This window comes from Streptomyces sp. NPDC096176 (assembly GCF_044763255.1).
In the GTDB taxonomy this organism is placed as follows: Bacteria; Actinomycetota; Actinomycetes; order Streptomycetales; family Streptomycetaceae; genus Streptomyces.
In genome coordinates this window covers 26,970-51,124 of record NZ_JBIWFV010000018.1, presented here as the reverse complement: position 1 = coordinate 51,124, position 24,155 = coordinate 26,970, and the positions used below count along the sequence as shown (strand labels likewise).

The following is a 24,155-nucleotide window of genomic DNA, read 5'->3' as shown; positions in this document are numbered from 1 at the left end:
GGACGCACACCATGGCGACCGAGAACAGCAGGCCCCCGCACGGAACCGGGAACGACGGACAGGGCGGGTCGGACTGGGAGGACGAATTCGGCCTCGACGACCGGCAGTTCGTCGTCGAGGACCTGACCGACGAACCCGCCCCCGAGCTGCCGCCCGCCGTGACCGGCGCCCCGCCCGCTCTGCCCCCGGAGCCCGGCACACAGGGGCAGCCGCGTGCCCAGTAGCGTCGTCGCGGCGGTGATTCTGCTGGCCGCGATGACGCCGGGTTTCGCGTTCCACCAGGCCGTGCGCCGCTATCGCCCCACGGAGACCCGGTCCTCGACCACCGAAATCGTCGAACTGTTCAGCGTCGGCGCGCTGGCGACCGCGGCCGGACTGCTGCTGACGCTCCTCGTCGGCGAAGTGGCGGCCTTCCTCGTGCCGCTCGACGCCGTGCCGCAGGCGTCGGCCGACTTCCGGGAACGGCCCTGGTCCTGGGTTGGCGCCGCGCTTGTGGCCATGGCGCTGAGCATGGTGCTCAGCACGCTGGCCGGGGTGTACGCGGGACGCAGGTCGCCCAAGCGCACAGGCGCCGGAGTGCGGGACGGCACGGTGGCCGTCCACGCTCTCACCGACCGCGCCGGCCCGGACAGGAGCCGGAAGCCGTTCGTCGCCGTCGAGCTGTCCGACGGCCGGCTGGTGGAGGGATATGTGCGCTACGTGTCGGCCGATCCGGACCCGGCCAGGCGCGATCTGGTGCTCCAGCGACCGATCGCCTGGACGGGACCGGGTGACGTCCCGCGCACCCCTTCGCCTGCCGCCTGCGTCTTCGTGCCCGGCGCGCTCGTACGCGTGGTGCACATCAGCTACCCGCCGCACCGCCCGGCACCCGGCGCCGCGGCGGCGCCCTCGCCGGGCGGCGCGACTGTGCCCTCGCCGTCCCCGGCCGGCGCGACGCCGTAACCCTGCCTTCCACTTGTCGGACTCGGCAGCACAGGCCGCCCGGTCAATCTGTCGTGACCTGGAGCTCCTTGATGCCGTTCAGCCACGCCGAGCGGAGGCGGCGGGGGTCGCCGGCGAGACGGAGGGTGGGGAGCGCGTCGGCGATCGCGTTGAAGATCAGGTCGATCTCCATCACCGCCAGGGACTTGCCCAGGCAGAAGTGCGGGCCGCCACCGCCGAAGCCCAGGTGCGGGTTGGGGTCGCGGGTGATGTCGAAGCGTTCGGGGTGGTCGAAGACCGTCGGGTCGTAGTTGGCGGAGGAGTAGAAGAGGCCCACCCGGTCGCCCTTCTTGATGCGGGCCCCGCCCAGGACCACGTCCTGCGTGGCCGTGCGCTGGAAGGAGACGACCGGGGTCGCCCAGCGCACGATCTCCTCGGCCGTCGTGTCCGGCCGCAGCCGCTTGTAGAGTTCCCACTGGTCGGGGTGGGTGAGGAACGCGTGCATCCCATGGCTGATCGCGTTGCGGGTGGTCTCGTTGCCGGCCACCGCGAGAAGGATGACGAAGAAGCCGAACTCGTCGGAGGACAGGTTGCCTTCGCCCTCCGCCGCCACGAGCCGGCTGACGATGTCCTTCGCCGGGCACTCCTTGCGTGCCGCCGCGAGGTTCATCGCGTACGCGACGATCTCCATGGCGGCCTCCGCGCCGACCTCCTCCGTGATCGCGTACTCGGGGTCGTCGTAGGCCGCCATCTTGTTCGACCAGTCGAAGATCTTGGCCCGGTCCTCCTGGGGGACGCCGATGAGTTCGGCGATGGCCTGGAGGGGCAGTTCGACGGCGACGTTGGTGACGAAGTCGAAGCTGCCGTCCGGTTTCGCGCCCGCCTTCGCCGTATCGACGATCGCGCGTGAGCGGCGGCGCAGTGCCGCCTCCAGGGAGCGCACCGCGCGAGGGGTGAAGCCGCGCTGGACGATCTGGCGGACGCGGGTGTGCTCGGGCGGGTCCATGTTGAGCATGATCAGCTTCTGGACCTCGATCTGGTCGCGGCTGATCGACTCGTTGAAGCGGATCACGGCCGTGTTGGTGTTCGAGGAGAAGAGTTCGGGGTGCGTGGAGACGTGCTTGACGTCCGCGTGCCGGGTGACGACCCAGTAGCCCTCGTCGTCGAAACCGGAGATGCCTGCGCGCTGTTCGCACCACCAGACGGGTGCGGTACGCCGCATCTCGGCGAACTCGGGGTACGGGACGCGGGCTTGGAGGAGATCGGGGTCGGTGAAGTCGAACCCTTTGGGCAGATGGGGGCAGGACATCGGCAGCTCCCGCTTCAGGTCTGACGGTCTGACGGTCCATCAGGAGTGGCCGAAAGGTAGTAACGAGTTCTACAAGAGGCAAGGCATCCGGTCGGAACTGTTGCGAGTCGGGGGTGCAGTAAGAGGCGTGCAAGACCCTTGCGTACCGGCGGTAGCACTCATAAGACTTCTCGAGGAACTAGAACGCGTACCAGTTCCATGTTTCTCGAGTTTCGAGAGTTCGGCCCGGAAGGGCGCCGGGACGCCCGAACGGCCGCGAGGAGAGGACGAGCTCATGGCCGCGGAACCCGTCATCGTCGAAGCCGTACGCACCCCCATCGGCAAGCGGGGAGGGCTCCTCGCCAACCTCCACCCCGCCTACCTGCTCGGCGAGACCTACCGTGAACTTCTGGGTCGCACCGGCATCCACGCCGACTGCGTCGAGCAGATCGTCGGCGGCACGGTCACACACGCCGGCGAGCAGTCCATGAACCCCGCCCGCACCGCCTGGCTGACGGTCGGGCTGCCGTACGAGACGGCGGCCACGACCGTGGACTGCCAGTGCGGCTCGTCGCAGCAGGCGAGCCACATGGTCGCCAACATGATCTCGGGCGGCGTCATCGACATCGGCATCAGCTGCGGCGTCGAGGCCATGTCCCGGGTGCCGCTCGGCAGCGGCTCCAAGCACGGGCCGGGGAAGCCGTTCCCCGACGAGTGGAACGTCGACCTGCCCAACCAGTTCGAGGCCGCCGAGCGCATCGCGCGGCGCCGCGGCCTGACACGCGAGGACGTCGACAGGCTCGGGCTGCTGTCCCAGCAGCGGGCGGCGAGGGCGTGGAGCGAGGAGCGCTTCAAACGCGAGACGTACGCCGTGCAGGTGCCGACGACGGAGGAGGAGCAGGCGGCGGGGCAGGGAATGTGGCGGCTCGTCGACCGGGACGAGGGGCTGCGCGACACGTCGGCAGAGGCGCTGGCCGGTCTGAAACCGGTCATGCCGACCGCGGTGCACACTGCCGGGAACTCCTCACAGATCTCCGACGGGGCAGCGGCCATCATGTGGGCGTCCAAGCGCATGGCGCGGGCGCTCAAGCTGAAGCCGCGCGCCCGGATCGTCGCGCAGGCGCTCGTCGGCGCGGACCCGCACTTCCACCTCGACGGCCCGATCGACGCGACGCGGGCGGTGCTCGGCAGGGCGGGCATGTCGCTGAAGGACATCGACATCGTGGAGGTCAACGAGGCTTTCGCGTCCGTGGTGCTGAGCTGGGCGCAGGTCTTCGACCAGGACCTGGAGAAGGTCAATGTCAACGGCGGCGGGATAGCGCTCGGGCATCCGGTCGGTGCGACGGGTGCCCGGCTCATCACAACGGCGCTCCATGAGCTGGAGCGCCGGGACAAGGAGTTCGCGCTGATCACCATGTGCGCGGGCGGCGCGCAGGCGACGGGCACGATCATTCAACGGATCTAGGGGGTTCGGTTTGCCCTGTGGGGGGCCGGGCATTACTGGTCGCCGTCGCACCGGGGGGACATGTCCCGGGGCTTGACGGCCGCTGAGTCCGCAGGGCAGAGCCACGCAGACGGGTTGTGCCACCCCTCGGCCGTCCTAAAGGGCTTCGTACGGGTCTACGGGCCTGTGGGGCGCCTTACGGGCGTGAGGCTCCTGCGGTGCCTCGAACGTGACCTGCGCCTCGAAGGCGGCCCGCCGTGTCGCCCGGCGCAGCGCTTTGAGGAGCGTCGCGCCGAGCGTGAGCGTCAGCACGACGGTGAGGACTGCGCGGCCGAGGTCCCAGCCGAGGGACGTGGCGGCACAGTAGGCGACGAACCGCACCAGGTTCTCGTGGAGCGGGTCGCCGGCATGGAAGGAGATCCCGGACGACATGCCGGAGATGAGCGTCCAGCCGTGGAGGTTCATGACCGTGCCGTACGCGAACGCCGCGAGCGCCCCGTACCCGGCGAGCATCAGCAGCTCCGCCCTCCCCCGGAGCCGGTGCGGCCCCGGCAGCAGACCCGCGCCCATCGTGAACCAGCCCATGGCCAGCATCTGGAACGGCATCCACGGCCCGACGCCGCCCGTCAGCAGCGCGGACGCGAACATCGTCACCGAGCCGAGCACAAAACCGAAGCCCGGCCCGAGGACGCGGCCGCTCAGCACCATGAGGAAGAACATGGGCTCCAGGCCGGCCGTCCCCGCCCCCAGCGGTCTCAGCGCCGCCCCCACCGCGGCGAGCACGCCCAGCATCGCCACCGCCTTGGCGTCCATGCCGGTGTCGGCGATCGTCGCGACGACGACGGCCACGAGGAGAGGGAGCAGCGCGGCGAACAACCACGGCGCGTCGCCGGCGTGCGCGAGGCCGGACTGCGGTTCGGCGAGCAGCGGCCAGCCGAAGAACACCACTCCCACGCCGCTGATGAGGACGAGGGCGGCGACGGAACGGGGGCCGAGAGCGACGGGGCGGGCCGCGTTGTACGCCGGGCTGCTTTTCACAGGGCTGTTCTTTTCCGGGCGTGCCGCGTTCCTCATGTGGCCGCCTCCACGGCGGCCTCGACCTGGGACACCGTCAGCCACTGCTGCGGCGCGAGAACCTTGGCGACCTGGGGGGCGAACGCGGGCGACGAGACCACGACCTCGGCCGTCGGCCCGTCGGCGACGACCTCGCCTTCGGCCAGGATCACCACCCGGTGCGCGAGCTCGGCCGCGAGCTCCACGTCGTGCGTGGCCAGGACGATGGCGTGCCCGTCGCCGGCGAGGCCCTGGAGCACCTCCACCAGCCTGGCCTTCGCCGCGTAGTCGAGGCCCCGGGTCGGCTCGTCGAGCAGCAGGAGCGGCGGCCGGCCCGTCAGGACGATCGCCAGCGCGAGCGCCAGGCGCTGACCCTCGGACAGGTCCCGGGGGTGGGTCGCGTCCTGAACGCCGGGGAGGAGTCGTGTGACCAGCGCGCGGCAGGTGCCGGGCGCGGCCTGCGCGTCGGAGTCGGCGGCGGCGCACTCTGCGGCGACGGTGTCGGCGTAGAGGAGGTCGCGGGGCTCCTGCGGGACGAGGCCGACCTGGCGGACCATCTCGCGAGGCTGCGTCCGGTGGGGTGTCCGGCCGCCCACGGTCACCGTGCCGGCCGTGGGCTCGATCATGCCGACGAGGGCGCCGAGAAGGGTGGACTTGCCTGCGCCGTTACGGCCCATGAGCGCGATGGTCTCGCCGGCGGAGACGGTGAGGTCGATGCCCCGGAGGGCGTCGACACCGGCCCGCCGGACCCCGAGGCGGGCGGTCGTGGCGATGCCGTGGGACGTGGCGGAGGGGGTGTCGGTGACGGTCGCGGCGGCGTGGCCGCGGAAGCGGGCGAGCATGCGGCGGGCGGGGCCGCCGCGCGTTCCCCTGTCCACCCCGCTGCCCGCGACCGCCGGACGGGCCGACGGCGTCGACACTGCCGGTGTGCGAGGCGCGGGCGTACGGGGCGAAACGCCCTCCAGCCGCTCCCGCAGTGCCCCCGCGCGCCGCCGTGCGTCCCGCACCGACAGGGGCACCGGCGTCCATCCCGCCAGCCGCGCCAGCGCCACCACCGGCGGGTGGACCGGCGAGTCGGACATCACCGTGGCCGGATCGCCGATCACCGCACGCGCGCCGCGCGCGGGCAGGAGCACGACCCGGTCCGCGTACTGCACGACCCGCTCGAGGCGGTGTTCCGCCATCAGCACCGTCGTGCCCAGGTCGTGGACGAGGCGCTGAAGCACCGCCAGGACTTCCTCCGCCGCCGCCGGGTCCAGCGCCGACGTCGGCTCGTCGAGGACGAGGACCTTCGGGTGGGGGGTCAGTACGGAGCCGATCGCGACACGCTGCTGCTGGCCCCCGGACAGCGTCGCGAGCGGCCGGTCGCGGAGTTCCGCCAGGCCCAGCAGGTCCAGCGTCTCCTCCACCCGCCGGCGCATCACCTCGGGCGCGAGCCCCAAGGACTCCATGCCGTAGGCGAGTTCGTCCTCCACCGTGTCGGTGACGAAGTGCGCGAGCGGGTCCTGGCCCACCGTGCCGACGAGATCCGCCAGTTCACGCGGCTTGTGGGTGCGCGTGTCACGCCCGTCCACAGTGACGCGGCCGCGCAGTGTGCCGCCCGTGAAGTGCGGGACGAGCCCGGACACCGCGCCCAGCAGTGTCGACTTGCCGACTCCGGACGGGCCGACGAGCAGCACCAGTTCCCCTTCGGGGACGGTGAGGTCGACGTTCTCCAGCGTCGGCGCGGCGGCGTCGCCGTACGCCACGGAGACGTTCTCGAAGCGGATCACGGGGTCGACTCCTCATGAGGAACAGGGCGAGGAACGGCTGGGGGAACGGGCGCGACGAACGCCGGAAGCAGCCCGATCAGCACGGACAGCGCGGGCCACAGCGGCAGCGCGGGCGCGGTCAGCGGTACGACGCCTGGGTGCAGCGCCTCCGGCGAACGCGCCGCCGCCCAGACCATCAACCCGGCGACGGCCGCCCCCGAGCCGGCCACCAGCCAGGCGCGAGCGCCCCAGCGGTCGGGGCGGTACCGGGTACGGACGGAACGCCGACCGCCCAGCCACAGGCCCGCGGCTGCCGCGATCAGCCCGACCGCGAGCAGCGGCACCCCGTAGGCCGAACCGGTCGAATCGAGCAGCGCGTACGAACCGACGCACACGCCCAGCAGCCCGCCCAGCGTGAGCACGGTCGTCGTGCGGCGCACGGCGGGCGGGACGTCGGCGGTACGCCCGTACCCGCGGGCGTCCATGGACGCGGCGACCGCGACCGACCGCTCCAATGCGCCTTCCAGCACCGGCAGTCCGATCTGGGCCACCGCCTTGACACCGCCGGTGGGGCGGCCGCGCAGACGACGGGCCGTACGGAGCCTGAGCACGTCCGCGACCATGTTCGGCGCGAACGTCATGGCGACGACAACGGCGACGCCCGCCTCGTACAACGCGCCGGGCAGCGACTTGAGGAGCCGTGCGGGGTTGGCGAGCGCGTTGGCGGCGCCGACGCAGATGAGGAGCGTCGCGAGCTTCGCGCCGTCGTACACGGCGAACACGAGCTGCTCGGCGAAGACGCGTCCGCCGATGCGGATGCCGTCCGCCCAGTCGGGCATGGGAACTTCGGGCAGGGCGAAGAGGACGTGCGTACCGGCGATGGGGGAGCCGAGGGCGGTGGAGAACACGACGCGCACGGCGATGACGACGAGCCCGAGCTTCACGAACGCCCCGTAGGAGCGGGCCCAGGGCGCGTCGGTGCGGCGCGCGGCGACGACGTAGCCGGCGACGCCGACGAGCAGCCCGAGGAGGAGGGGGTTGGTGGTACGGGACGCGGCGACGGCGAGGCCGAGGGCCCACAGCCACCAGGCGCCGGCGTGCAGAGCGTTGCTGCGGGTGGCGGTGGGCGCGCGGAGCGCGCCGAGAGGGTCGCGGCGGTGGGGAACGGGGCCGCTGCGCGGGGCTGTTCCCCTACCCGCCCCTTCCCGAACTGGGCTCCGCCCGGACCCGGTACCGCGCTTCGCGCGGTGCTCGGGGGCTCCGCCCCCGCACCCCCGCGCCGGGGCGGGGGTGTGTTGGGCCGGGTCGGGTTGGGTCATCGGGGCCGTCGAAGTCGCCGGGTCGGCGGGGGCATGAGGGGGCTTCGGTTTCACCGGGGTCGCCGGTGGGGCCTGATGTGCCCGGTGGTCGGGGGCAGGGTCCTGTGCGCCGGGCCTCGGCGGGGCGGGGGTGGCCCGGTCGTGCGGGGTCATCGGGGTCGGCGGCGGGCCTGCCATGTTCCCGCCGCGCCCAGTGCCAGTACCGCCACGATGCCCGCGAAGACGCCCACGGACGGGCCGCCGTCGTCCTCCGTCCCCGCCCCCTCGGCGCTCCGCGCCTTGGGCGCGCTCTTCGAGACCTGTTCGCCGCAGCCCGACGCCGGGTAGCCCTCGATCGCGCACAGCAGCGCCTGGCTGTTGTAGCGCAGGGGCTTCGCCGTCCGGGCGAGCGCCTCCGCCGTCGTCGCATCGGCACTGACCTGCGCGCATGCCGTGCGCTGGGCGGGCGGCGTCTCGCCCTGCGGGGCGTCGGACGCCGTGCCCGGGTCGACGACGAGTGCGATCCGCTTCGTGCCGTCCTTCGCCGGAGTCTTCGCGCAGATCGCGTCGAAGTCCGGTGCCGTACGCGGCTTCGCCGAGTCGGCGCTGTCCTCGCTGACCGAGAAGCGGAAGCCGTTCACGGACCCGTCGGCGGGCCTGGCCGTGGCAGGGCCCTCGGTGGCGTACGTCCAGGCGCCGCCGCTGCTCTGCCAGTACGACCAGTAGCGGTAGCCGGCGGCCTGCGCGGGCGCCGCGCCCAGCACGGCGAGCAGGGCGCCGAGCCCGAGGAGGACGAGGAAGCGGGTGCGCATCAGTTCTGGTTCTTCCGGCGGCCGCTGAAGAGGAAACCGACACCCACGGCGGCCACGAAGAACACGCCCACGATCCACCAGGTCGTGGAGGAGGAGTCGGAGGACTTGTCCTCCTGTGCGTCGGTGTTGTCCGCCGGGCCGGTGGAGGCGGCCGCCTTCGGCGCCGGGCCCGTCGCGCCCAGCGCGGCCACCAGGTCCGTGCCGCCGAACTGCTTCGGGTCCGCGCCGACCGCTCGTGCGGCGAAGATCAGCTGGGCGTAGGCGGCGGGGCCGTTCTCCTTCGCCCACGCCGAGGCGTTCTGCTGCAGCCACTCGAGCGGCTTCGCCGCCTGCCCGGGCAGGCCCTGCGCCGACAGGGCGACGACCGCGTCGGCGGTGTTGCCGAAGTCCGGCTTGGGGGACGAGTCGTCAGCGCCCGGCATCGGCGGGGTGTCGAAGTGGCCCTTCTTCGCGAGCCCGTTCGCGAGGAACGCCGCACCGTTGTGCGCCGCGCCCTCGAGCGTCGTCGCCTTCTCGCAGGCCGTGCCCTTCTCGTCCTTCTTCGCGCCGTCGCCGGTGGCCGCGAAGCCCTTGCCGTGCGAGGCGAGCACGGCCGCCGCGGTGGAGTCGGCGACGATGCCGGGCGACTTGACCTGGTAGACGAACGCGCCGCCGCCCTTGCCGTCGCACGGCTTCGCGAACGTCAGCAGCGCGTCGTAAGGGGTCTTGCCGCCCTTGGCGCGGGTGCCGGCCGGCTTCTCGCCGGCCGCGGCGAGCGCGCCGATCACGACGGACGTGGAGTTGGCGTCGCTGGCGCCGCCCGGGTTGTAGCCCCAGCCGCCGTCCTTGTTCTGCACGGACTTCAACCAGCCGACGGTCTTCTTCACGACGGCGTCCTGCCCGCCGAGCGCGGCCAGCGCCTGGACGGCGGCGGCGCTGGTGTTGGTGTCCAGCGGCAGCTCGGCGTCGCAGGACTTCGTCGCGTCCGCGCGGTACGAGGGGAAGCCGCCGCTCGCGCACTGCTGCCCGGTGAGGAAGCCGACGGCCTCGTCCGCGGGTTCGACTCCGACCGTGTCCTGGGCGAGCAGCGCCAGCGACTGCCGCCATACACCGTCGTACGTCGGGTCGCCTTTGCCGTACAGGCCGGCGGGCAGTTCGGCGGACGGTGACGGGGACGGTGCCGCGAAGGCGGCGGGCGCGGCGTACAGGCCGAGCACGGCGGTCACGACGAGCGCGGCTGCGCCGCGGCGAAGGGTGGTCATGGCGGGCTGTGCCTTTCCTGCGGTACTCCCGGCGGGATCCGGGCACGGGCACGCTCAGGCACCTGGGCTCCGGCTCCGTATGCCTCGACGGTGCCGGTCACCGGCGGGCTGCCGGTGACACGAGCCGGTCACGACCGCGTACGGGGCATTCCGACTCACCACACGGCGGTGGCTCACGGCTGCGGGATCAGTGCCGGATTCGCACCGGCTTCCCCCCGTACGGGCAATGATGACGACGTCGCCACTCTACCGGCCGGGCACCTGCGGGCGGCGGGGCGCAGGTCACACCGCCACGTACCGGGCCGGCTCCCCGCCCGCGGCCACCTCGGCACGGCCCAGTTTCACCAGCCGCCGCAGATGGGCCTCGGCCTCGGAGACGGCGATGTTGCGCGAGCCGTACGGGATCTGGTCCCAGGGCCTGTTCCACTCCATCCGCTCGGCGACCTGCCAGGCCGTGAGCGGCTCCGCGAGCAGTGCCAGCAGTCCGGACAGCCGCTGCTCGTGGTGGGCGAGCAGTTCCCGTACCCGGTCTTCCGCTCCGGTGAAGGCGTGCTGGTGCGCGGGGAGGATCTCGGCGGGGGAGAGGCGGCCGACGCGTTCCAGGGAGTCGAGGTAGTCGCCAAGGGGGTCCCCCCGGTCGAAGACTGGGGGAGGGTCGGTGACGGTGGCGTCGTCGGGGTCCTCGTAGAGGCCGATGTGGGGAGTGATCCCGGGCAGGAGGTGGTCGCCGGAGAAGAGGCGGCCGTTGCCGGGGTGGCCCGCCGGGTGAGCCTCCTCCAGGTGGAGGCAGACGTGGCCGGGGGTGTGGCCGGGCGTCCAGACGGCCCGCAGCCGACGGCCCGCGAGGTCGAGCAGCTCGCCGGGGACGATCTCCCGGTCGGGCAGTGCGGGGCGCAGACCGGGCAGGCCGCCACCGCCGCCGGAGGCGCGTGCGGCGCGCAGCGGGGCGATGTGCGCTTCGGGCGCCCCGGCGCGCTCGAGTTTGCCCGCGAGGTAGTCGAGCCAGAGCCCCGGCTCCGCCTCCCGGGTGCGGCGTACGACCGTGGTGTCGGCGGCGTGCATCGCGATCCACGCTCCGGACTCCTCACGGACGCGGCCGGACAGGCCGTGGTGGTCGGGGTGGTGGTGGGTGACGACGACGCCGTGGATCTGCGCGGCGGACGTGCCGCAGGCGGCCAGTCCGGCTGTGAGGATCTCCCAGGAGGTGGGGTCGTCCCAGCCGGTGTCGACGAGCACCGGCCCACGGTCGGTGTCGAGGAGGTACACGAGGGTGTGGCCGAGGGGGTTATCCGGGATGGGGACGCGCAGGGAGCGGACGCCACCCCCGTGGTCGCTCACGTGCGGAGCCGGGACATCGCCCGGTGCCTCATCTTTGGTCGACGGCATGCCCATTGCTCCCTGTAATGAGAACTGGTATCAGTTCTGAAACTGTGTCAGATAGTGCGGCCCGGCGGGAGGCAGCAGTCATGACCGAGCTTGTGGAACACGGAGAACTGTTCATCGGCGGCGAGCTGACGGCCCCGCTCGGCACGGACGTCATCGAGGTGATCTCCCCGCACAGCGAGCAGGTCATCGGACGTGTCCCGCACGCCTCGCGCGCCGACGTGGACCGGGCGGTGGCCGCGGCGGGCCGGGCCTTCGACGAAGGACCCTGGCCCCGGATGACGCTCCACGAGCGCATCGAGGTCGTGGGGCGCATCAAGGACGCGATCGCCGTACGGCACGAGGAGATCGCCCGGTCCATCAGCGCGCAGAACGGCTCACCGTACGCGTGGAGCGTCCTCGCGCAGGCGCTCGGCGCGATGATGGTGTGGGACTCCGCGATCGCCGTCGCCCGCGACTTCACCTACGAGGAGCAGCGCACCGGCGTCCTCGGCCCCATCCTGGTGCGGCGCGAGCCGGCCGGTGTCGTCGCGGCTGTCGTGCCGTGGAACGTCCCGCAGTTCACGGCCGCCGCCAAGCTCGGGCCCGCGCTGCTCGCCGGATGCACCGCGATCCTCAAGCCGTCGCCCGAGTCGCCCCTCGACGCGTACATCCTCGGCGAGATCGCGCGGGAGGCCGGGCTGCCGGAGGGGGTGCTGTCGATACTGCCCGCGGACCGCGAGACCAGCGAGTACCTGGTCGGACACCCCGGAGTCGACAAGGTCTCCTTCACCGGCTCCGTCGCGGCCGGCAAGAGGGTCATGGAGGTCGCCTCCTGCAACCTCACCCGGGTCACGCTGGAGCTCGGCGGCAAGTCGGCGGCCGTGATCCTTCCCGACGCCGACCTGGCCACCGCGATCGCCGGGATCGTCCCGGCGGCCTGGTTGAACAACGGCCAGGCCTGCGTGGCGCAGACCCGCATCCTCGCGCCGCGCAGCCGCTACGACGAGATCGCGGAAGCCTTCGCCGCCGCGGCGTCCGCCCTTGTCGTCGGCGACCCCCTCGACGCGGCGACCCAGGTCGGCCCCCTCGTCACCCGGCGCCAGCAGCAACGCTCCCTCGACTACATCGGCATCGGCCAGGAAGAGGGCGCCAAGATCCTGTGCGGGGGCGGGCGCCCGGCCGGCCTCGAGCGCGGCTGGTACGTCGAACCGACCCTCTTCGGCGGCGTGGACAACTCCATGCGCATCGCCCGCGAGGAGATCTTCGGACCGGTGATCTGCCTGCTGCCCTACGGCGACGAGGCCGAGGCCGCCGCGATCGCGAACGACTCCGACTACGGCCTGAGCGGCAGCGTCTGGACCGCCGACGTCGAGCACGGCATCGACTTCGCACGCCGCGTGCGGACGGGCACGTACAACGTCAACACCTTCAGCCTCGACATGCTCGGCCCGTTCGGCGGCTACAAGAACAGCGGCGTGGGCCGCGAGTTCGGCCCCGAGGGCTACGGCGCGTACTTCGAGCACAAGATGATCCACCTGCCCAACGGATACGGGAGCGCCTGATGGGAGACCGCTGGCACATCGAAGTGGACCGCAGTGTGTGCATCGGCTCCGGCATGTGCGTGGGCCAGGCGCCGACCGTCTTCGAGCTCGACTCCGCCCGCCAGTCGCACGCCCGCGCCGAAGTGGCCGCCGCAGGGGAGCAGCTCCTCGCGGCGGCGGAGAACTGCCCCGTCGAGGCGATCACGCTGACTCTGGCGGACAGCGGCGAGCCGGTTTTCCCACCAGAGGATTAGCTGTCGCGAATGCCGCACGCAACTGCCGTGCAAGACTGCTCCCTTGACCGCGCGGGCGACAGGCCCGCGCGCACGTGGGATTGGGAAATCTGTGCGCAAGGCGAGTTGGGCGGCTGCGGCTGCCGGTGTGGTGCTGCTGGTGGCCGGCTGCGGCGGCGAGGGCGGCTCGGACGAGGGCAAGGGCAGCGCGGACGGATCGTCCTCCGCCGCGCCCGCGGAGGCCGGCGGCAGCCTGGACTCCGCGACCGTCACCAAGGAGATCGCGGACGCGGCAACGGCGGCCGGCTTCACCGAGAAGCCGGGCGACGACGACATCCCGCCGGCCCTCAAGGACTGCATGATCTCCTGGCAGCCGGACGCGGAGAAGGCCACCGACTCGAAGAAGTCCTACGACGACACGGTCGCGACCCTCACCAAGGGCGGCTGGAAGGAGTCCCAGGACTTCGAGCAGCAGGGCTCGACCATCAAGTCGCTGGACAGGAACGGCTGGACGCTGAAGGCGAGCCACCAGGGCCAGAAGGGCACCTTCGTGATGGTCCAGTTCATCGCGACCGACAACGGCCCCGCGTGCGAGAAGCTCTTCCGCGAGGACCTCGAGAAGAACAAGGACTCCTAGGGTCTTTCGTTCGGGTCCTGCTCGCGCCCGCAGGTGTGTGGCCGGCCGCGTCGCCTCTGCGGTGCGGCCGGGCCCGGCGGAGCCTTCGGCGCGGTCAGGTCGATGAGACGGCAGACCGTCTCGATGTCGATCTTCACCTGTGCGATCGACGCCCGCCCCGACAGCCACGTGATCAGCGCCGAGTGCCAGGTGTGCTCGATGACCCGGACCGCGGAGAGCTGCTCGGGCGTCGGGTTCTCGAGCCCCATCGCGTCCAGGATGATCGCCGTCGTCTGGCGCGAGACGGTGTCCACCTCGGGGCTGACGCTGCGGTCCGCGAAGGTCAGCGCCCGCACCATCGCGTCCGCAAGATGCGGTTCGCGTTGCAGCGCACGGAACGCCCGCATCAGTGTCTCCGCCACCCGGTCCGCCGCGCTGTCCCCGCCCGGCGGGCGTTTGCGCAGCGTCTGGTGCATGTGCTGGAGCTGGTCCTGCATGGTCGCCACCAGCAGATGGATCTTGGAGGGGAAATAGCGGTACAGCGTGCCGAGCGCGACGCTCGAGGACTCGGCGACCTCGCGCATCTGCACCGCGTCGAAGCCGCCCCGGCTCGCCAGCTGCGCGCTCGCGTGAAGGATGCGGCGGCGGCGCGCCTCCTGCCGCTCGGTGAGATGCGGCGACGCGGGGCCCGCCGGCGCCCCCGACCTGCCTTCCGCTGTCATCAGTCCCGTTGTCCGTCCTTCACGTGCCCGCCGTGGCGGGAATCACCTGATCCGCCGGTCACAGTTGCGCTACCGCCCGGTAGATTCGAAGCTCCTTGAACGATCAAGTCTGAAACTTGTTCTAGATTAGCGCGACCGATTACGCTCCGCCGAAACGCAGTGAGAAGGGGGCCACGGGTGACCGCAGAGGCCATAGAGGCCGGCCCCCGTGCGGGCACGTCCGGCACGAGCGCGGAGGGTGATGACGCACCGCTGCGGATCGCTCTCCTCACGTACAAAGGGAACCCGTTCTGCGGCGGTCAGGGCGTCTACGTACGGCACCTGTCCCGTGAGCTCGCCCGCCTCGGCCACCGCGTCGAGGTCATCGGCGCCCAGCCCTACCCCGTCCTCGACGAGGGCGTGCCGCTCACCGAGCTGGCCAGCCTCGACCTGTACCGCAGCCCCGACCCCTTCCGTACGCCGGGGCGCGACGAGTACCGCGACTGGATAGACGCCGTCGAGGTCGCCACCATGTGGACCGGCGGCTTCCCCGAGCCGCTCACCTTCTCCCTGCGCGCCCGCCGCCATCTGCTGGCCCGCCGCGGCGAGTTCGACGTCGTCCACGACAACCAGACCCTCGGCTACGGCCTCCTCGGCGACCTCGGCGCCCCCCTCGTCACCACCATCCACCACCCGATCACCGTCGACCGGCAGCTGGACCTCGACGCCGCCGGCGGCTGGAAGCGCCGCGCGTCCGTGCGCCGGTGGTACGGCTTCACCCGGATGCAGAAGCGGGTCGCGCGCCGGCTGCCGTCCGTGCTCACCGTGTCGGGCTCCTCGCAGCAGGAGATCGTCGACCACCTCGGCGTACGGCGCGAGCGCGTCCACGTCGTCCACATCGGTGCCGACACCGACCTCTTCTCGCCGGACCCGGCGGTCGCCGAGGTCCCCGGCCGGATCGTCACCACCTCCAGCGCCGACGTCCCCCTCAAGGGTCTCGTCCACCTCGTGGAAGCACTCGCCAAACTGCGCACCGAGAACCCGGACGCCCACCTCGTCGTCGTCGGCAAGCGCGCGGAGGACGGCCCCGTGGCCCAACTCATCGAGCGGTACGGGCTCGAGAACGCGATCCGGTTCGTGAAGGGCATCACCGACACCGAACTGGTCGACCTCGTACGCAGCGCCCAGATCGCCTGCGTGCCCTCCCTGTACGAGGGCTTCTCGCTGCCCGCCGCGGAGGCCATGGCCACCGGCACGCCGCTGGTCGCCACCACCGGCGGCGCGATCCCGGAGGTCGCAGGCCCGGACGGCGAGACCTGTCTCGCCGTACCGCCCGGCGACGCGGAGGCCCTCGCCGCCGCCCTGCGCCGGCTCCTCGGCGACCCGGACCTGAGGGCCAGGCTGGGGGCCGCGGGCCGGGCGCGGGTGCTGGCGCGCTTCACCTGGAAGCAGGCCGCGATCGGCACGGCCGAGCGCTACCGCGAGGCGATCGCGGCGGCTTCCGCCGCCTCCGTACGCACCCACTGAACCCCAACGCACAGCCCCCAGGAAGGCAGACCCCCGTGCTGACCGTCGACTTCTCCCGCTTTCCGCTCGCCCCGGGCGATCGTGTGCTCGATCTGGGCTGTGGCGCAGGCCGGCACGCCTTCGAGTGCTACCGGCGCGGCGCGCAGGTCGTGGCCCTGGACCAGAACGGCGAGGAGATCCGCGAGGTCGCCACATGGTTCGCCGCCATGAAGGAGGCCGGCGAGGCCCCCGAGGGCGCGTCGGCCACCGCGATGGAGGGTGACGCGCTCAACCTGCCCTTCCCGGACGAGTCGTTCGACGTCGTCATCATCTCCGAGGTGATGGAGCACATCCCCGACGACAAGGGTGTGCTCGCCGAGATGGTCCGCGTCCTCAAGCCCGGCGGCCGTATCGCCGTCACCGTGCCGCGCTACGGCCCCGAGAAGATCTGCTGGGCGCTCAGCGACGCCTACCACGAGGTCGAGGGCGGCCACATCCGCATCTACCGGGCCGACGAACTGCTCGCCAAGATGAAGCAGGCCGGTCTCAAGCCGTACGGCACCCACCACGCGCATGCTCTGCACTCGCCGTACTGGTGGCTCAAGTGCGCCTTCGGCGTGGACAACGACAAGGCGCTGCCGGTGAAGGCGTACCACAAGCTCCTTGTCTGGGACATCATGAAGAAGCCGCTGGCCACGCGGGTCGCGGAGCAGGCGCTGAACCCGCTCATCGGCAAGAGCTTCGTGGCCTACGCGACCAAGCCGCACCTGCCCAAGGTCGTCCAGGCGTGACGACTCCCGGACGCACAGAACACCTTGTCCTGCCCGGGGTCCTGAGCGCGGAGGAGGCCGGGGAGACCGTCGCGCGCCTCCTCGCAGCGCAGCGCCCCGACGGCGCCATCCCGTGGTTCCGGGGCCACCACCTCGACCCGTGGGACCACACCGAGGCAGCGATGGCGCTCGACGCGGCGGGCGAGCACGAGGCGGCGGCACGCGCGTACGAGTGGCTGGCCGCGCACCAGAACGGCGACGGCTCCTGGTACGCCGCCTACCACGACGGCGACGCGGACGACGTCACCGACCGTGGCCGCGAGAGCAACTTCTGCGCCTACATCGCAGTCGGCGTCTGGCACCACCATCTCGCCACCGGCGACGAGGTCTTCCTCGAGCGGATGTGGCCGGTCGTGTACGCCGCGATCGAGTTCGTGCTGGGGCTGCAGCAGCCAGGCGGCCAGATCGGCTGGAAGCGAGAGCCGGACGGGACGGCGGTGAACGACGCGCTGCTGACGGGCAGTTCGTCGATCCATCACGCGCTGCGTTGCGCGCTCGCCATCGCCGAGCAGCGCGAGGAGCCCCAGCCCGACTGGGAACTCGCCGCCGGCGCGCTGGCCCATGCGATCCGCCGCCACCCCGAGCGTTTCCTCGACAAGGACCGCTACTCCATGGACTGGTACTACCCGGTCCTGGGCGGCGCGGTGACCGGCGCGGAGGCCAAGGCCCGTATCGAGTCCCGCTGGGACGACTTCGTCGTGCCGGACCTGGGCGTGCGGTGCGTGCTGCCGAACCCTTGGGTGACGGGCGGCGAGAGCTGCGAACTGGCGCTCGCTCTGTGGGTCATGGGCGAGTCGGATCGGGCGCTGGAGGTCCTCCAGTCCATCCAGCACCTCCGCGCCGAGGGCGGCCTGTACTGGACGGGCTACGTCTTCGAGGGCGAGCGCGCGGTGTGGCCGGAGGAACTGACGACGTGGACGGCGGGCTCGCTGCTGCTGGCGGTGGCGGCGCTGGGTGGCGACGAGGCGACGACGGCGGTGTTCGGGGGCGAGCGTCTGCCGAGGGGGCTGGCGCCGGACTGCTGCGGGGTGGAGTGAGGGGGTGGGGTCGCGGCCCTGCGGGGCTGTTCCCCCACCCCGCCCCTTCCCGCTGTATCGATATGCGGCTCCGCCGCGTGGCGGGCAATCCCCGGACCCGGTACCGCGCTCCGCGCGGTGTCCTCAATCGCCGGACGGGCTGATTTCGCTCCGCGAAATCCAGCCCCGTCGGGGGCAAGTCCCAGCCCCGCCGGCGTTCGAGGCGCCGGGTTCGGGGCGGAGCCCTGACACGACCGGCACACCCAGCCCCGCCGGCGTTCGAGGGCGGGGTTCGCGGCGGCGCCCTGACGAGCGGGCACGTTCCGGCCCGTCCGGCGGCCCGTCCGGTGCCATCGCCCGGGGCGCATTCAGCCTCGTCCGGGGTACCTCGCACGGCCGCCAGGCGTAGGGGGAGCTTGAGGCGCGGGGCTCACGGCAGCGCCCTGACGAGCGGGCACGTTCCAGCCTCGCCGGCGATTGAGGCGCGGGGGTCCGGGGGCGGAGCCCCCGGAATACACCGCGCTGCGCGCGGGCTAGCGGCGGCGCAGCGCGCCCGCCGCCGCGTGGCCCACGAAGAGGTACACGATCGCCGCCAGGCCGTAGCCCGCGACCACCCGCGCCCATTCCTTGTCGAAGGTGAACAGGTCGTGTGACCAGCCGGCCAGCCACCGTGCCGTCTCGCGGACGAATTCCACGAGGTCGTTCGCACGGTTGGCGTCCAGCAGGTACATGAGGATCCACAGGCCGATGACGAAGGCCATGACGTCCGCGATGACGGCGACGATTCTCGCCGCGGTAGTGGTGTTGGTGCTCGCGCGTGTTGTCATGCTCAGCGTCTTGCCGCTTGTGCCCGTGTGAAACCCGTTCGGGTGAACACCGATGGCCGCCCCGCCGAGCCGGAGAGAGTGTCGAAGGCGTCTGTCCGCCTGCTCGCAGCGTCCTTGGAGGCCGCCGTGACCGCCGCCACCCACACGACACCGACCGGTCCGATACGCCGCGCCCTCCTCGCGCTGCTCCTGTGCTGCGCCCTCCTCGGCTCCGCCGTGGCGTGCGGCGGGGGCGGCGACGAGGCGGGCAGCGCACAGGCGACGCCGTCGGGCTCGTCGTCCGCCGAGAAGCAGAAGTTCGCCAAGACCCGTTTCGTCGCCAACGCCGGTCTCGCCGCCGGGGCGACGTACCAGTGGATCGTGAAGCCGTACCGCGAGGGCAAGTTCAAACAGGGCGCCGAGGGTCGGACGTTCGCGCTCGCCAAGGCGGGTCTGGCAGGGGCGTTCACGTACAACCGGCTCAAGGCGGCCGTGCAGAACGCCAAGGGCGACCCGCTGCTGTCGAAGGCGGTCGCCCCGCTCGACGAGGGCATCGAGAAGCTCAAGGACATGGGGACCAAGCTGCGCGACGGCAACGTCAGCGACAAGGACGTCAGCAGTTTCGAGTCGGTCATCACCGACGTGAAGGACGCGGGCAGGAGCGCCGGCGCTCCGGTCACCGACAAGGTCCCCTCGGTATCCCAACTGGGTGGGTAGAGCTATGCGTTCAGTTCGGCCAGTACCCGCAGCGTGTGAGGGTCCGGCGCCGTGACGAGCAGGTCCGTGACCGGGCCCGAGCGCCACAGATCCAGCCGTTCCGCGATCCGTTCACGAGGGCCGACGAGCGAGATCTCGTCCGCGAAGTCGTCCGGCACGGCGAGTACCGCCTCCTCCCGCCGCCCCGCCAGGAAGAGTTCCTGGATCCGGCGGGCCTCGTCCTCGAAGCCCATCCGGGCCATGAGGTCGGCGTGGAAGTTGCGCGCCGCGTGCCCCATGCCGCCGATGTAGAAGCCGAGCATCGCCTTCACCGGCAGCAGCCCTTCCGCGATGTCGTCGCAGACCCGGGCGCGGGCCATCGGCGCGACCATGAAACCGTCCGGCGCGTCCGCCAACGACGCCCGGTGGACGTCCGTGCGCGTCGGCGACCAGTACAGGGGGAGCCAGCCGTCGGCGATACGGGTCGTCTGCGCGATGTTCTTCGGCCCCTCCGCGCCCAGCAGGACGGGCAGGTCCGCGCGCAGGGGATGCGTGATCACCTTGAGCGGCTTCCCGGTGCCCGTTCCGTCGTCGCCCCCGTACGGGTGTGCGTGGAAGCGGCCCGCGAGTTCCACGGGCCCCTTGCGCGCCAGGACCTGGCGGATCACGTCGACGTACTCCCGCGTCGCGGTGAGCGGGCTCCTCGGGAAGGGCCGGCCGTACCATCCCTCCACCACCTGCGGCCCCGACAGGCCCAGCCCCAGCATCATCCGGCCGCCCGAAAGGTGGTCCAGGGTCAGCGCGTGCATCGCCGTCGCGGTCGGCGTCCGCGCCGCCATCTGCGCCACGGCCGTGCCGAGCCGGATGCGGGACGTGTGCGCCGCGATCCAGGTGAGCGCGGTGAACGCGTCCGACCCCCAAGCCTCCGCCGTCCACACCGAGTCGTAGCCCAGCCGCTCCGCCTCGCGGGCCAGATCGAGGTGGCCGGGGTCGGGGCCGCGGCCCCAGTAGCCGAGGGCGAGTCCGAGTCGCATGCCGGGCCGTCCTTCCCGAGCGCTGATTCTGACGGAGCGTCAGAGTCCTGACGGGGCGTGAGGGTACGGCAACGGCCCCCCACCCGGAAGGGCGAGGGGCCGTGCGGTGTACGAGCGGGGGATCAGCCGCGCTGGATGCCCGACGTGTCCTGCAGGACGCCACGACGGCCGTCCTGCGTCTGGGCCACCAGGCTCGGACCGCGCTGCTCCACCGCGAGGTACCAAGTGCCGGGCGCCAGCTCGGCAATCGGCGTCGGCGAACCGTCCTCGCCGTACAGCGGACGAGCCACCGGAACGGCGAACCAGAACGGCGTGAAGTCCGACGGCGCGCCGCTCTGGGCGGCGTCGGCCGGGGTGGCCGCGGCCGGCTGGCCGGCGGCCTGAGGCTGCTGCGCGCCGTAGGGCTGCGGCTGACCGGGCTGACCGCCGTACGACGGCTGACCGGCGCCGGCACCCGGGTAGCCGTAGCCACCCTGCGGCTGCGGCTGCATGCCGTACGGCTGCTGAACCGCGGCCGGGCGCGGCGCGCCGACCAGCGGGGCCTTCAGCGCCGGGACCAGCGGAGTGGCGATCGCGCCGCCCGCGAGGGCGATCGTGGCGAGCAGGCCCAGGATGGCGCCGGCGCCCGCGCTGTTCATGTCGATGATCGTCCAGAACATCGCCCACAGCGCGAAGATGGTGAGGGCCACACCGAACTGGCCCAGGTCCAGACCGGCGACCTTGCGGCCCGGCATGCTGCGGCTGAGGATCAGCAGCGCAGCGCCGATGATCCCGCCGATGTAGATGGACATCACTGTGGAGAGCGAGTCCCAGGCGTTCATCGCGTCGCAGTCGACGCCGCTCGGGCAGTCGACGCTCACGAAGCTGAGGAACGAGGCGATGAACAGCACCACCGCTGCTCCGATCACCACGCCGTCGCCTCGAGTGAGGGAGCGGATGTTCACGTAAAAGTCCTTCGTCGTCGTCTCATCATCGGGGCGGTCTTCGCTGCCGCCTTGTTCGGCGGTGTGCACTGACGCGGAGCTCGGGGGTGACTCCCCATCGTAGAGATGAATCTATCGTCTGCCGGTTCCGGACGTCTGCCCGGTATCGCACTCACCGCTGCAGGTAGCTGCTGATGCCGTCGGCCATTCCCTGCGCCGCCTTCTGCCGCCAGCTCGCGCTGGTGAGCAGAGCGACGTCCTCAGGATCGCGCATGTTGCCGCATTCGATGAAGACCTTCGGCACGGTCGAAAGGTTGAGTCCGCCGAGATCCTTGCGCACGTCGAGGCCGGTGCCGCCGCCCACGTAGTTGGACGGCGAGCTTCCGGTCGCCCGCAGGAACTTGCCCGCGATCCGCTCGCCGAGGTCGCGGGAGGGACCCACGATCTTCGAGGTGTCGGCGGCGCCCGCCTTGACCCGATCGGGGAGGATCACGTGGAATCCGCGGTTGCCGACCGCCGAGCCGTCGGCGTGGATCGAGACGACGGCGTCGGCCTTCGCTTCGTTGCCGAATCGTGCCCGTTCGTCGATGCACGGGCCGAACGGCCGGTCGTTGTCCTGCGTGAATTCGACCTCGGCGCCCTGCTTTTCGAGCAGAGTGCGAAGGCGACGTGAAACATCCAAGGTGAAATCGGCTTCACGGTAACCGGCGTTGGTGGCGGTCCCCGTCGTGTCGCATTCCTTGCGGTTGGTTCCGATGTCCACCTGCTTGTTGATCTCGCGGCTGTGCGAGAAGTTCCCCGGGTTGTGCCCCGGGTCCACGACGACGACCTTCCCGGCGAGCGGCAGATCCGGTTTCGCGGGCGACTTCGACGGCGCGGGCGAGGAGGTGGGGGGTGCGAGGGTCTCGGACCGGGACGGCGTGGGCGTCGGGGAGTCGCCCGGCTTGCCCGCACTGGTGGCGGACCCCGCGGGGGCGTCGCCCCCGGGTCCGTCGTCGGCCCGCTGGACCAGCCACCCGCCCAGGCCGCCCGCCACCAGTGCGGCGCCCGCCACGACGGCGAAAACACCGCGCCGGGAACGGCGTGGCCGGGGATCGTGATGCTGGTTCTCGTCGTACGACACGCTCGCGATGCTAGCGGTCGGCCGGCCCGCTGCTCAGACGCCCGCGCCCGTGCGTCGCAGGACACGCAGCGAGTCCGTGACGGAAATCTCGCTGAACGCCCCCGACGCGAGTGCGCGCTGATAGATGCGGTACGGGGCCTGGCCGGTCCACTCGTCCACCGGGTCGGGGAAGACGTCGTGGATGACGAGCAGCCCGCCCACGGCCACGCGCGGGGCCCAGCCCTCGTAGTCGTTGGTCGCGTGCTCGTCGGTGTGGCCGCCGTCGACGAAGACCAGCCCGACCTCGCCGCCCCACACCTTCGCCACCTGCGGTGAACGCCCGACGACGGCGATCACGTGGTCCTCCAGGCCCGCCTTGTGCAGGGTCCGGCGGAAGGTGGGCAGCGTGTCCATCCGGCCGACCTCGGGGTCCACGACCGTCGGGTCGTGGTACTCCCAGCCCGGCTGCTGCTCCTCGCTGCCCCGGTGGTGGTCGACGGTCACGACGACGGTGCCGGCCTCGCGGGCGGCGTCCGCCAGCAGGATCGTCGAGCGCCCGCAGTACGTCCCCACCTCGAGCAGCGGCAGTCCGAGCGCCCCGGCCTCGATCGCGGCCGCGTGGAGGGCGAGGCCCTCGTTCACGGGCATGAAGCCCTTGGCGGCCTCGAAGGCGGCGAGGGTCTCCGGCCTGGGGGTGGGGGTGGCGAGCATCGGGACCTCCTGGGAAGGGGCGTACGGAGGCGGACAGGGGGCGTACAGATGGAGAGGCCATCGTGCCCTACGCGCCGGTAGCTCCGGCGCGGGCGGGCGGGTTGAGTGGTTCACGCCACCTCTGTGTGCAGCTCTGATTACGCTCGGCGACATGGTGCACATGCGCGGCCTTGACCCCTCTGCGTCGCCCCTCGACTACTACGGCTCCGAACTCCGCCGCAGCAGAGAGGAGGCGGGGCTCAAACAGGGCCAGTTGGGCTCGTGCATCTTCGTCACCGGCTCGCTGGTCGGCCAGATCGAGACGGCGAAGAAGGTGCCCACGCGGGACTTCAGCGAACGGGTGGACGCGGCGCTGGGAACGGACGGTATGTTCTCCCGGCTGGTGGGCCTGGTGCTGCGCAGCCAACTCCCGCACTGGTTCCAGGCGTATGCGGAGATGGAGGCGAAGGCGGCGTACCTCTCCACGTTCCAGGCGCAGTTGGTGTACGGGCTGTTGCAGACGGAGGAGTACGCGCGTGCGGTGCCTGGGGGTCAGGTCCGAGGAGAACCTCGACGCCAGGGTGGCCGCCCGGATGGAACGGCAGCGCATCCTGGATCGCGAGACTCCGCCGCTGATGTGGGTGGTGCTCAGCGAGGCCGTGCTGCATCAGGAGATCGGCGGCCCCGAGGTCATGCGGAAACAACTCGACCGCCTGTTGGAACTGCGCGGCCGGGACTGGGTGAAGGTGCAGATCCTGCCGTTCGCTGCGGGCGCCCACGCGGGGCTGCCGGGCACGTTCACGATGCTGCGTTTCGACGACGACCCGGACCTCGTCTACACAGAGGACTTCGTCCAGGGCCATATGACGGCCAATCCGAGCGCTATCAGGGAAGGTTCACTCCGTTACGATCACCTGCAGGCCGCCGCGCTCTCCGTGGACGATTCGGCGGCGCTGATCGCCCGCGTAATGGAGGAACGGTATGGACATCATCCAGAGCCCGACGGACGTGCGCTGGCGTAAGTCGTCGTACAGCTCCGACACCGGCGGGCAGTGCATCGAATGCGCCCCCCTCGGCGCCGCCGCTTGGCATAAGTCGTCGTACAGCTCCGACACCGGCGGTGAGTGCGTCGAGGTCGCCGATCTCGCAGCCCACGTCGCCGTCCGCGACTCCAAGGACCCCGCCGGTCCGGTGTTCACCGTCACCCCGGCCGCCTTCGCTGCGTTCACGGCCGCGGCGGCCGGCAACCGGCTCTGACCCACCCTGGCGGTCCGCGGGGGCCAGAGCG

Annotated in this window: 24 protein-coding genes, 1 pseudogene and 1 riboswitch; of the genes and pseudogenes, 12 read left to right on the top strand and 13 right to left on the bottom strand. The window is 71.8% G+C overall.

Features of this window, described 5'->3' with window-relative positions; genetic code table 11:
- Positions 1-11: 11 nt before the first annotated feature.
- Complete coding sequence (locus ACIQ7Q_RS32540; protein WP_403870226.1) at positions 12-224, top strand: hypothetical protein; 213 nt, start codon at positions 12-14, stop codon at positions 222-224.
- Entirely contained in the window at positions 214-942 is a 729-nt protein-coding gene (locus ACIQ7Q_RS32535; protein WP_403870223.1) for a DUF6338 family protein, read from the top strand. The genes ACIQ7Q_RS32540 and ACIQ7Q_RS32535 overlap by 11 nt, the downstream gene beginning before the upstream one ends.
- Positions 943-985: 43 nt before the next feature.
- Here the strand turns inward: ACIQ7Q_RS32535 and ACIQ7Q_RS32530 are convergent, their stop codons facing one another.
- The gene (locus ACIQ7Q_RS32530; RefSeq protein ID WP_403870220.1) at positions 986-2,230 is read right to left on the bottom strand and encodes a cytochrome P450; all 1,245 of its coding nucleotides are present in this window, start codon (positions 2,228-2,230) and stop codon (positions 986-988) included.
- A gap of 274 nt (positions 2,231-2,504) precedes the next feature.
- On the opposite strand from ACIQ7Q_RS32530, the gene ACIQ7Q_RS32525 reads away from it, so the two are divergent.
- A complete protein-coding gene (locus tag ACIQ7Q_RS32525) occupies positions 2,505-3,674 on the top strand; it encodes a steroid 3-ketoacyl-CoA thiolase (protein ID WP_403870217.1) in 1,170 nt (389 codons plus the stop codon).
- 135 nt (positions 3,675-3,809) lie between these two features.
- Here the strand turns inward: ACIQ7Q_RS32525 and ACIQ7Q_RS32520 are convergent, their stop codons facing one another.
- The 6 genes from ACIQ7Q_RS32520 to ACIQ7Q_RS32495 all read right to left on the bottom strand — a co-directional run bounded on the left by ACIQ7Q_RS32520 (position 3,810) and on the right by ACIQ7Q_RS32495 (position 11,194).
- Positions 3,810-4,727, bottom strand: coding sequence for an ECF transporter S component (locus ACIQ7Q_RS32520; protein WP_403870214.1), 918 nt, complete (start codon positions 4,725-4,727; stop codon positions 3,810-3,812).
- Entirely contained in the window at positions 4,724-6,478 is a 1,755-nt protein-coding gene (locus ACIQ7Q_RS32515; RefSeq protein ID WP_403870211.1) for an ABC transporter ATP-binding protein, read from the bottom strand. Before ACIQ7Q_RS32515 ends, ACIQ7Q_RS32520 begins: the two co-directional genes overlap by 4 nt.
- Positions 6,475-7,776 carry an energy-coupling factor transporter transmembrane protein EcfT gene (locus ACIQ7Q_RS32510; RefSeq protein ID WP_403870208.1) on the bottom strand — a complete coding sequence of 434 codons (1,302 nt, stop codon included), beginning with the start codon at positions 7,774-7,776 and terminating at the stop codon, positions 6,475-6,477. The genes ACIQ7Q_RS32515 and ACIQ7Q_RS32510 overlap by 4 nt, the downstream gene beginning before the upstream one ends.
- A 149-nt stretch (positions 7,777-7,925) precedes the next feature.
- Positions 7,926-8,567 (bottom strand): SCO2322 family protein, encoded by a 642-nt coding sequence (locus ACIQ7Q_RS32505; protein ID WP_403870205.1) that lies wholly within the window; start codon positions 8,565-8,567, stop codon positions 7,926-7,928.
- Positions 8,567-9,808, bottom strand: a complete 1,242-nt coding sequence (locus tag ACIQ7Q_RS32500; RefSeq protein ID WP_403870202.1) for a prenyltransferase/squalene oxidase repeat-containing protein — start codon at positions 9,806-9,808, stop codon at positions 8,567-8,569. Before ACIQ7Q_RS32500 ends, ACIQ7Q_RS32505 begins: the two co-directional genes overlap by 1 nt.
- 143 nt (positions 9,809-9,951) lie before the next feature.
- Positions 9,952-10,023: riboswitch (cobalamin riboswitch) on the bottom strand.
- A 67-nt stretch (positions 10,024-10,090) separates the two neighbouring features.
- Entirely contained in the window at positions 10,091-11,194 is a 1,104-nt protein-coding gene (locus ACIQ7Q_RS32495) for an MBL fold metallo-hydrolase (protein WP_403870199.1), read from the bottom strand.
- Between the two features lie 80 nt (positions 11,195-11,274).
- On the opposite strand from ACIQ7Q_RS32495, the gene ACIQ7Q_RS32490 reads away from it, so the two are divergent.
- The 3 genes from ACIQ7Q_RS32490 to ACIQ7Q_RS32480 all read left to right on the top strand — a co-directional run bounded on the left by ACIQ7Q_RS32490 (position 11,275) and on the right by ACIQ7Q_RS32480 (position 13,584).
- The gene (locus ACIQ7Q_RS32490) at positions 11,275-12,735 is read left to right on the top strand and encodes an aldehyde dehydrogenase (protein ID WP_403870197.1); all 1,461 of its coding nucleotides are present in this window, start codon (positions 11,275-11,277) and stop codon (positions 12,733-12,735) included.
- Positions 12,735-12,968, top strand: a complete 234-nt coding sequence (locus ACIQ7Q_RS32485) for a ferredoxin (protein ID WP_403870194.1) — start codon at positions 12,735-12,737, stop codon at positions 12,966-12,968. Before ACIQ7Q_RS32490 ends, ACIQ7Q_RS32485 begins: the two co-directional genes overlap by 1 nt.
- Before the next feature lie 91 nt (positions 12,969-13,059).
- Positions 13,060-13,584, top strand: a complete 525-nt coding sequence (locus ACIQ7Q_RS32480; RefSeq protein ID WP_403870191.1) for a hypothetical protein — start codon at positions 13,060-13,062, stop codon at positions 13,582-13,584.
- On the opposite strand, the gene ACIQ7Q_RS32475 is transcribed toward ACIQ7Q_RS32480, so the two are convergent.
- Positions 13,581-14,285: a TetR family transcriptional regulator gene (locus ACIQ7Q_RS32475; RefSeq protein WP_403870188.1), complete on the bottom strand. Its 705-nt coding sequence runs from the start codon at positions 14,283-14,285 to the stop codon at positions 13,581-13,583. The two genes, ACIQ7Q_RS32480 and ACIQ7Q_RS32475, sit on opposite strands and share 4 nt — an antisense overlap.
- A 177-nt stretch (positions 14,286-14,462) precedes the next feature.
- Between ACIQ7Q_RS32475 and ACIQ7Q_RS32470 the strand changes: the two genes are divergently transcribed.
- From ACIQ7Q_RS32470 to ACIQ7Q_RS32460, 3 genes are read left to right on the top strand one after another with little or no spacing between them, the layout of a single operon-like run.
- Positions 14,463-15,791, top strand: coding sequence for a glycosyltransferase family 4 protein (locus ACIQ7Q_RS32470; RefSeq protein WP_403870185.1), 1,329 nt, complete (start codon positions 14,463-14,465; stop codon positions 15,789-15,791).
- 35 nt (positions 15,792-15,826) lie between these two features.
- A complete protein-coding gene (locus ACIQ7Q_RS32465; RefSeq protein WP_403870182.1) occupies positions 15,827-16,561 on the top strand; it encodes a methyltransferase domain-containing protein in 735 nt (244 codons plus the stop codon).
- Complete coding sequence (locus tag ACIQ7Q_RS32460) at positions 16,558-17,637, top strand: prenyltransferase/squalene oxidase repeat-containing protein (protein WP_403870179.1); 1,080 nt, start codon at positions 16,558-16,560, stop codon at positions 17,635-17,637. The genes ACIQ7Q_RS32465 and ACIQ7Q_RS32460 overlap by 4 nt, the downstream gene beginning before the upstream one ends.
- A gap of 512 nt (positions 17,638-18,149) precedes the next feature.
- Here the strand turns inward: ACIQ7Q_RS32460 and ACIQ7Q_RS32455 are convergent.
- Complete coding sequence (locus tag ACIQ7Q_RS32455; protein WP_356629135.1) at positions 18,150-18,443, bottom strand: hypothetical protein; 294 nt, start codon at positions 18,441-18,443, stop codon at positions 18,150-18,152.
- Positions 18,444-18,569: 126 nt separating this feature from the next.
- Between ACIQ7Q_RS32455 and ACIQ7Q_RS32450 the strand changes: the two genes are divergently transcribed.
- The gene (locus ACIQ7Q_RS32450) at positions 18,570-19,139 is read left to right on the top strand and encodes a hypothetical protein (RefSeq protein ID WP_403870176.1); all 570 of its coding nucleotides are present in this window, start codon (positions 18,570-18,572) and stop codon (positions 19,137-19,139) included.
- A gap of 2 nt (positions 19,140-19,141) precedes the next feature.
- Here the strand turns inward: ACIQ7Q_RS32450 and ACIQ7Q_RS32445 are convergent, their stop codons facing one another.
- The 4 genes from ACIQ7Q_RS32445 to ACIQ7Q_RS32430 form a co-directional block, all read right to left on the bottom strand.
- Positions 19,142-20,152, bottom strand: coding sequence for an LLM class F420-dependent oxidoreductase (locus tag ACIQ7Q_RS32445; RefSeq protein WP_403870173.1), 1,011 nt, complete (start codon positions 20,150-20,152; stop codon positions 19,142-19,144).
- A 122-nt stretch (positions 20,153-20,274) separates the two neighbouring features.
- Positions 20,275-21,096, bottom strand: coding sequence for a DUF5336 domain-containing protein (locus ACIQ7Q_RS32440; RefSeq protein ID WP_403870170.1), 822 nt, complete (start codon positions 21,094-21,096; stop codon positions 20,275-20,277).
- Between the two features lie 151 nt (positions 21,097-21,247).
- The gene (locus tag ACIQ7Q_RS32435) at positions 21,248-22,198 is read right to left on the bottom strand and encodes an N-acetylmuramoyl-L-alanine amidase (protein ID WP_403870167.1); all 951 of its coding nucleotides are present in this window, start codon (positions 22,196-22,198) and stop codon (positions 21,248-21,250) included.
- Positions 22,199-22,231: 33 nt separating this feature from the next.
- Complete coding sequence (locus tag ACIQ7Q_RS32430; RefSeq protein WP_403870164.1) at positions 22,232-22,888, bottom strand: class I SAM-dependent methyltransferase; 657 nt, start codon at positions 22,886-22,888, stop codon at positions 22,232-22,234.
- Positions 22,889-23,039: 151 nt separating this feature from the next.
- Here ACIQ7Q_RS32430 and ACIQ7Q_RS32425 point away from each other — a divergent pair.
- Both ACIQ7Q_RS32425 and ACIQ7Q_RS32420 read left to right on the top strand, forming a co-directional pair.
- Positions 23,040-23,889, top strand: a pseudogene (locus tag ACIQ7Q_RS32425) (helix-turn-helix domain-containing protein).
- Entirely contained in the window at positions 23,849-24,124 is a 276-nt protein-coding gene (locus ACIQ7Q_RS32420) for a DUF397 domain-containing protein (RefSeq protein WP_403870162.1), read from the top strand. Before ACIQ7Q_RS32425 ends, ACIQ7Q_RS32420 begins: the two are co-directional and overlap by 41 nt.
- Positions 24,125-24,155: the final 31 nt, after the last annotated feature.

Coding starts and splice junctions, on each gene's coding strand:
- ACIQ7Q_RS32525 (WP_403870217.1), top strand. CDS start 2,505: ATGGCCGCGGAACCCGTCATCGTCGAAGCCGTACGCACCCCCATCGGC.
- ACIQ7Q_RS32420 (WP_403870162.1), top strand. CDS start 23,849: ATGGACATCATCCAGAGCCCGACGGACGTGCGCTGGCGTAAGTCGTCG.
- ACIQ7Q_RS32520 (WP_403870214.1), bottom strand. CDS start 4,727: ATGAGGAACGCGGCACGCCCGGAAAAGAACAGCCCTGTGAAAAGCAGC.
- ACIQ7Q_RS32430 (WP_403870164.1), bottom strand. CDS start 22,888: ATGCTCGCCACCCCCACCCCCAGGCCGGAGACCCTCGCCGCCTTCGAG.
- ACIQ7Q_RS32540 (WP_403870226.1), top strand. CDS start 12: ATGGCGACCGAGAACAGCAGGCCCCCGCACGGAACCGGGAACGACGGA.
- ACIQ7Q_RS32475 (WP_403870188.1), bottom strand. CDS start 14,285: ATGACAGCGGAAGGCAGGTCGGGGGCGCCGGCGGGCCCCGCGTCGCCG.
- ACIQ7Q_RS32485 (WP_403870194.1), top strand. CDS start 12,735: ATGGGAGACCGCTGGCACATCGAAGTGGACCGCAGTGTGTGCATCGGC.
- ACIQ7Q_RS32530 (WP_403870220.1), bottom strand. CDS start 2,230: ATGTCCTGCCCCCATCTGCCCAAAGGGTTCGACTTCACCGACCCCGAT.
- ACIQ7Q_RS32490 (WP_403870197.1), top strand. CDS start 11,275: ATGACCGAGCTTGTGGAACACGGAGAACTGTTCATCGGCGGCGAGCTG.
- ACIQ7Q_RS32510 (WP_403870208.1), bottom strand. CDS start 7,776: ATGACCCAACCCGACCCGGCCCAACACACCCCCGCCCCGGCGCGGGGG.
- ACIQ7Q_RS32495 (WP_403870199.1), bottom strand. CDS start 11,194: ATGCCGTCGACCAAAGATGAGGCACCGGGCGATGTCCCGGCTCCGCAC.
- ACIQ7Q_RS32500 (WP_403870202.1), bottom strand. CDS start 9,808: ATGACCACCCTTCGCCGCGGCGCAGCCGCGCTCGTCGTGACCGCCGTG.
- ACIQ7Q_RS32455 (WP_356629135.1), bottom strand. CDS start 18,443: ATGACAACACGCGCGAGCACCAACACCACTACCGCGGCGAGAATCGTC.
- ACIQ7Q_RS32445 (WP_403870173.1), bottom strand. CDS start 20,152: ATGCGACTCGGACTCGCCCTCGGCTACTGGGGCCGCGGCCCCGACCCC.
- ACIQ7Q_RS32505 (WP_403870205.1), bottom strand. CDS start 8,567: ATGCGCACCCGCTTCCTCGTCCTCCTCGGGCTCGGCGCCCTGCTCGCC.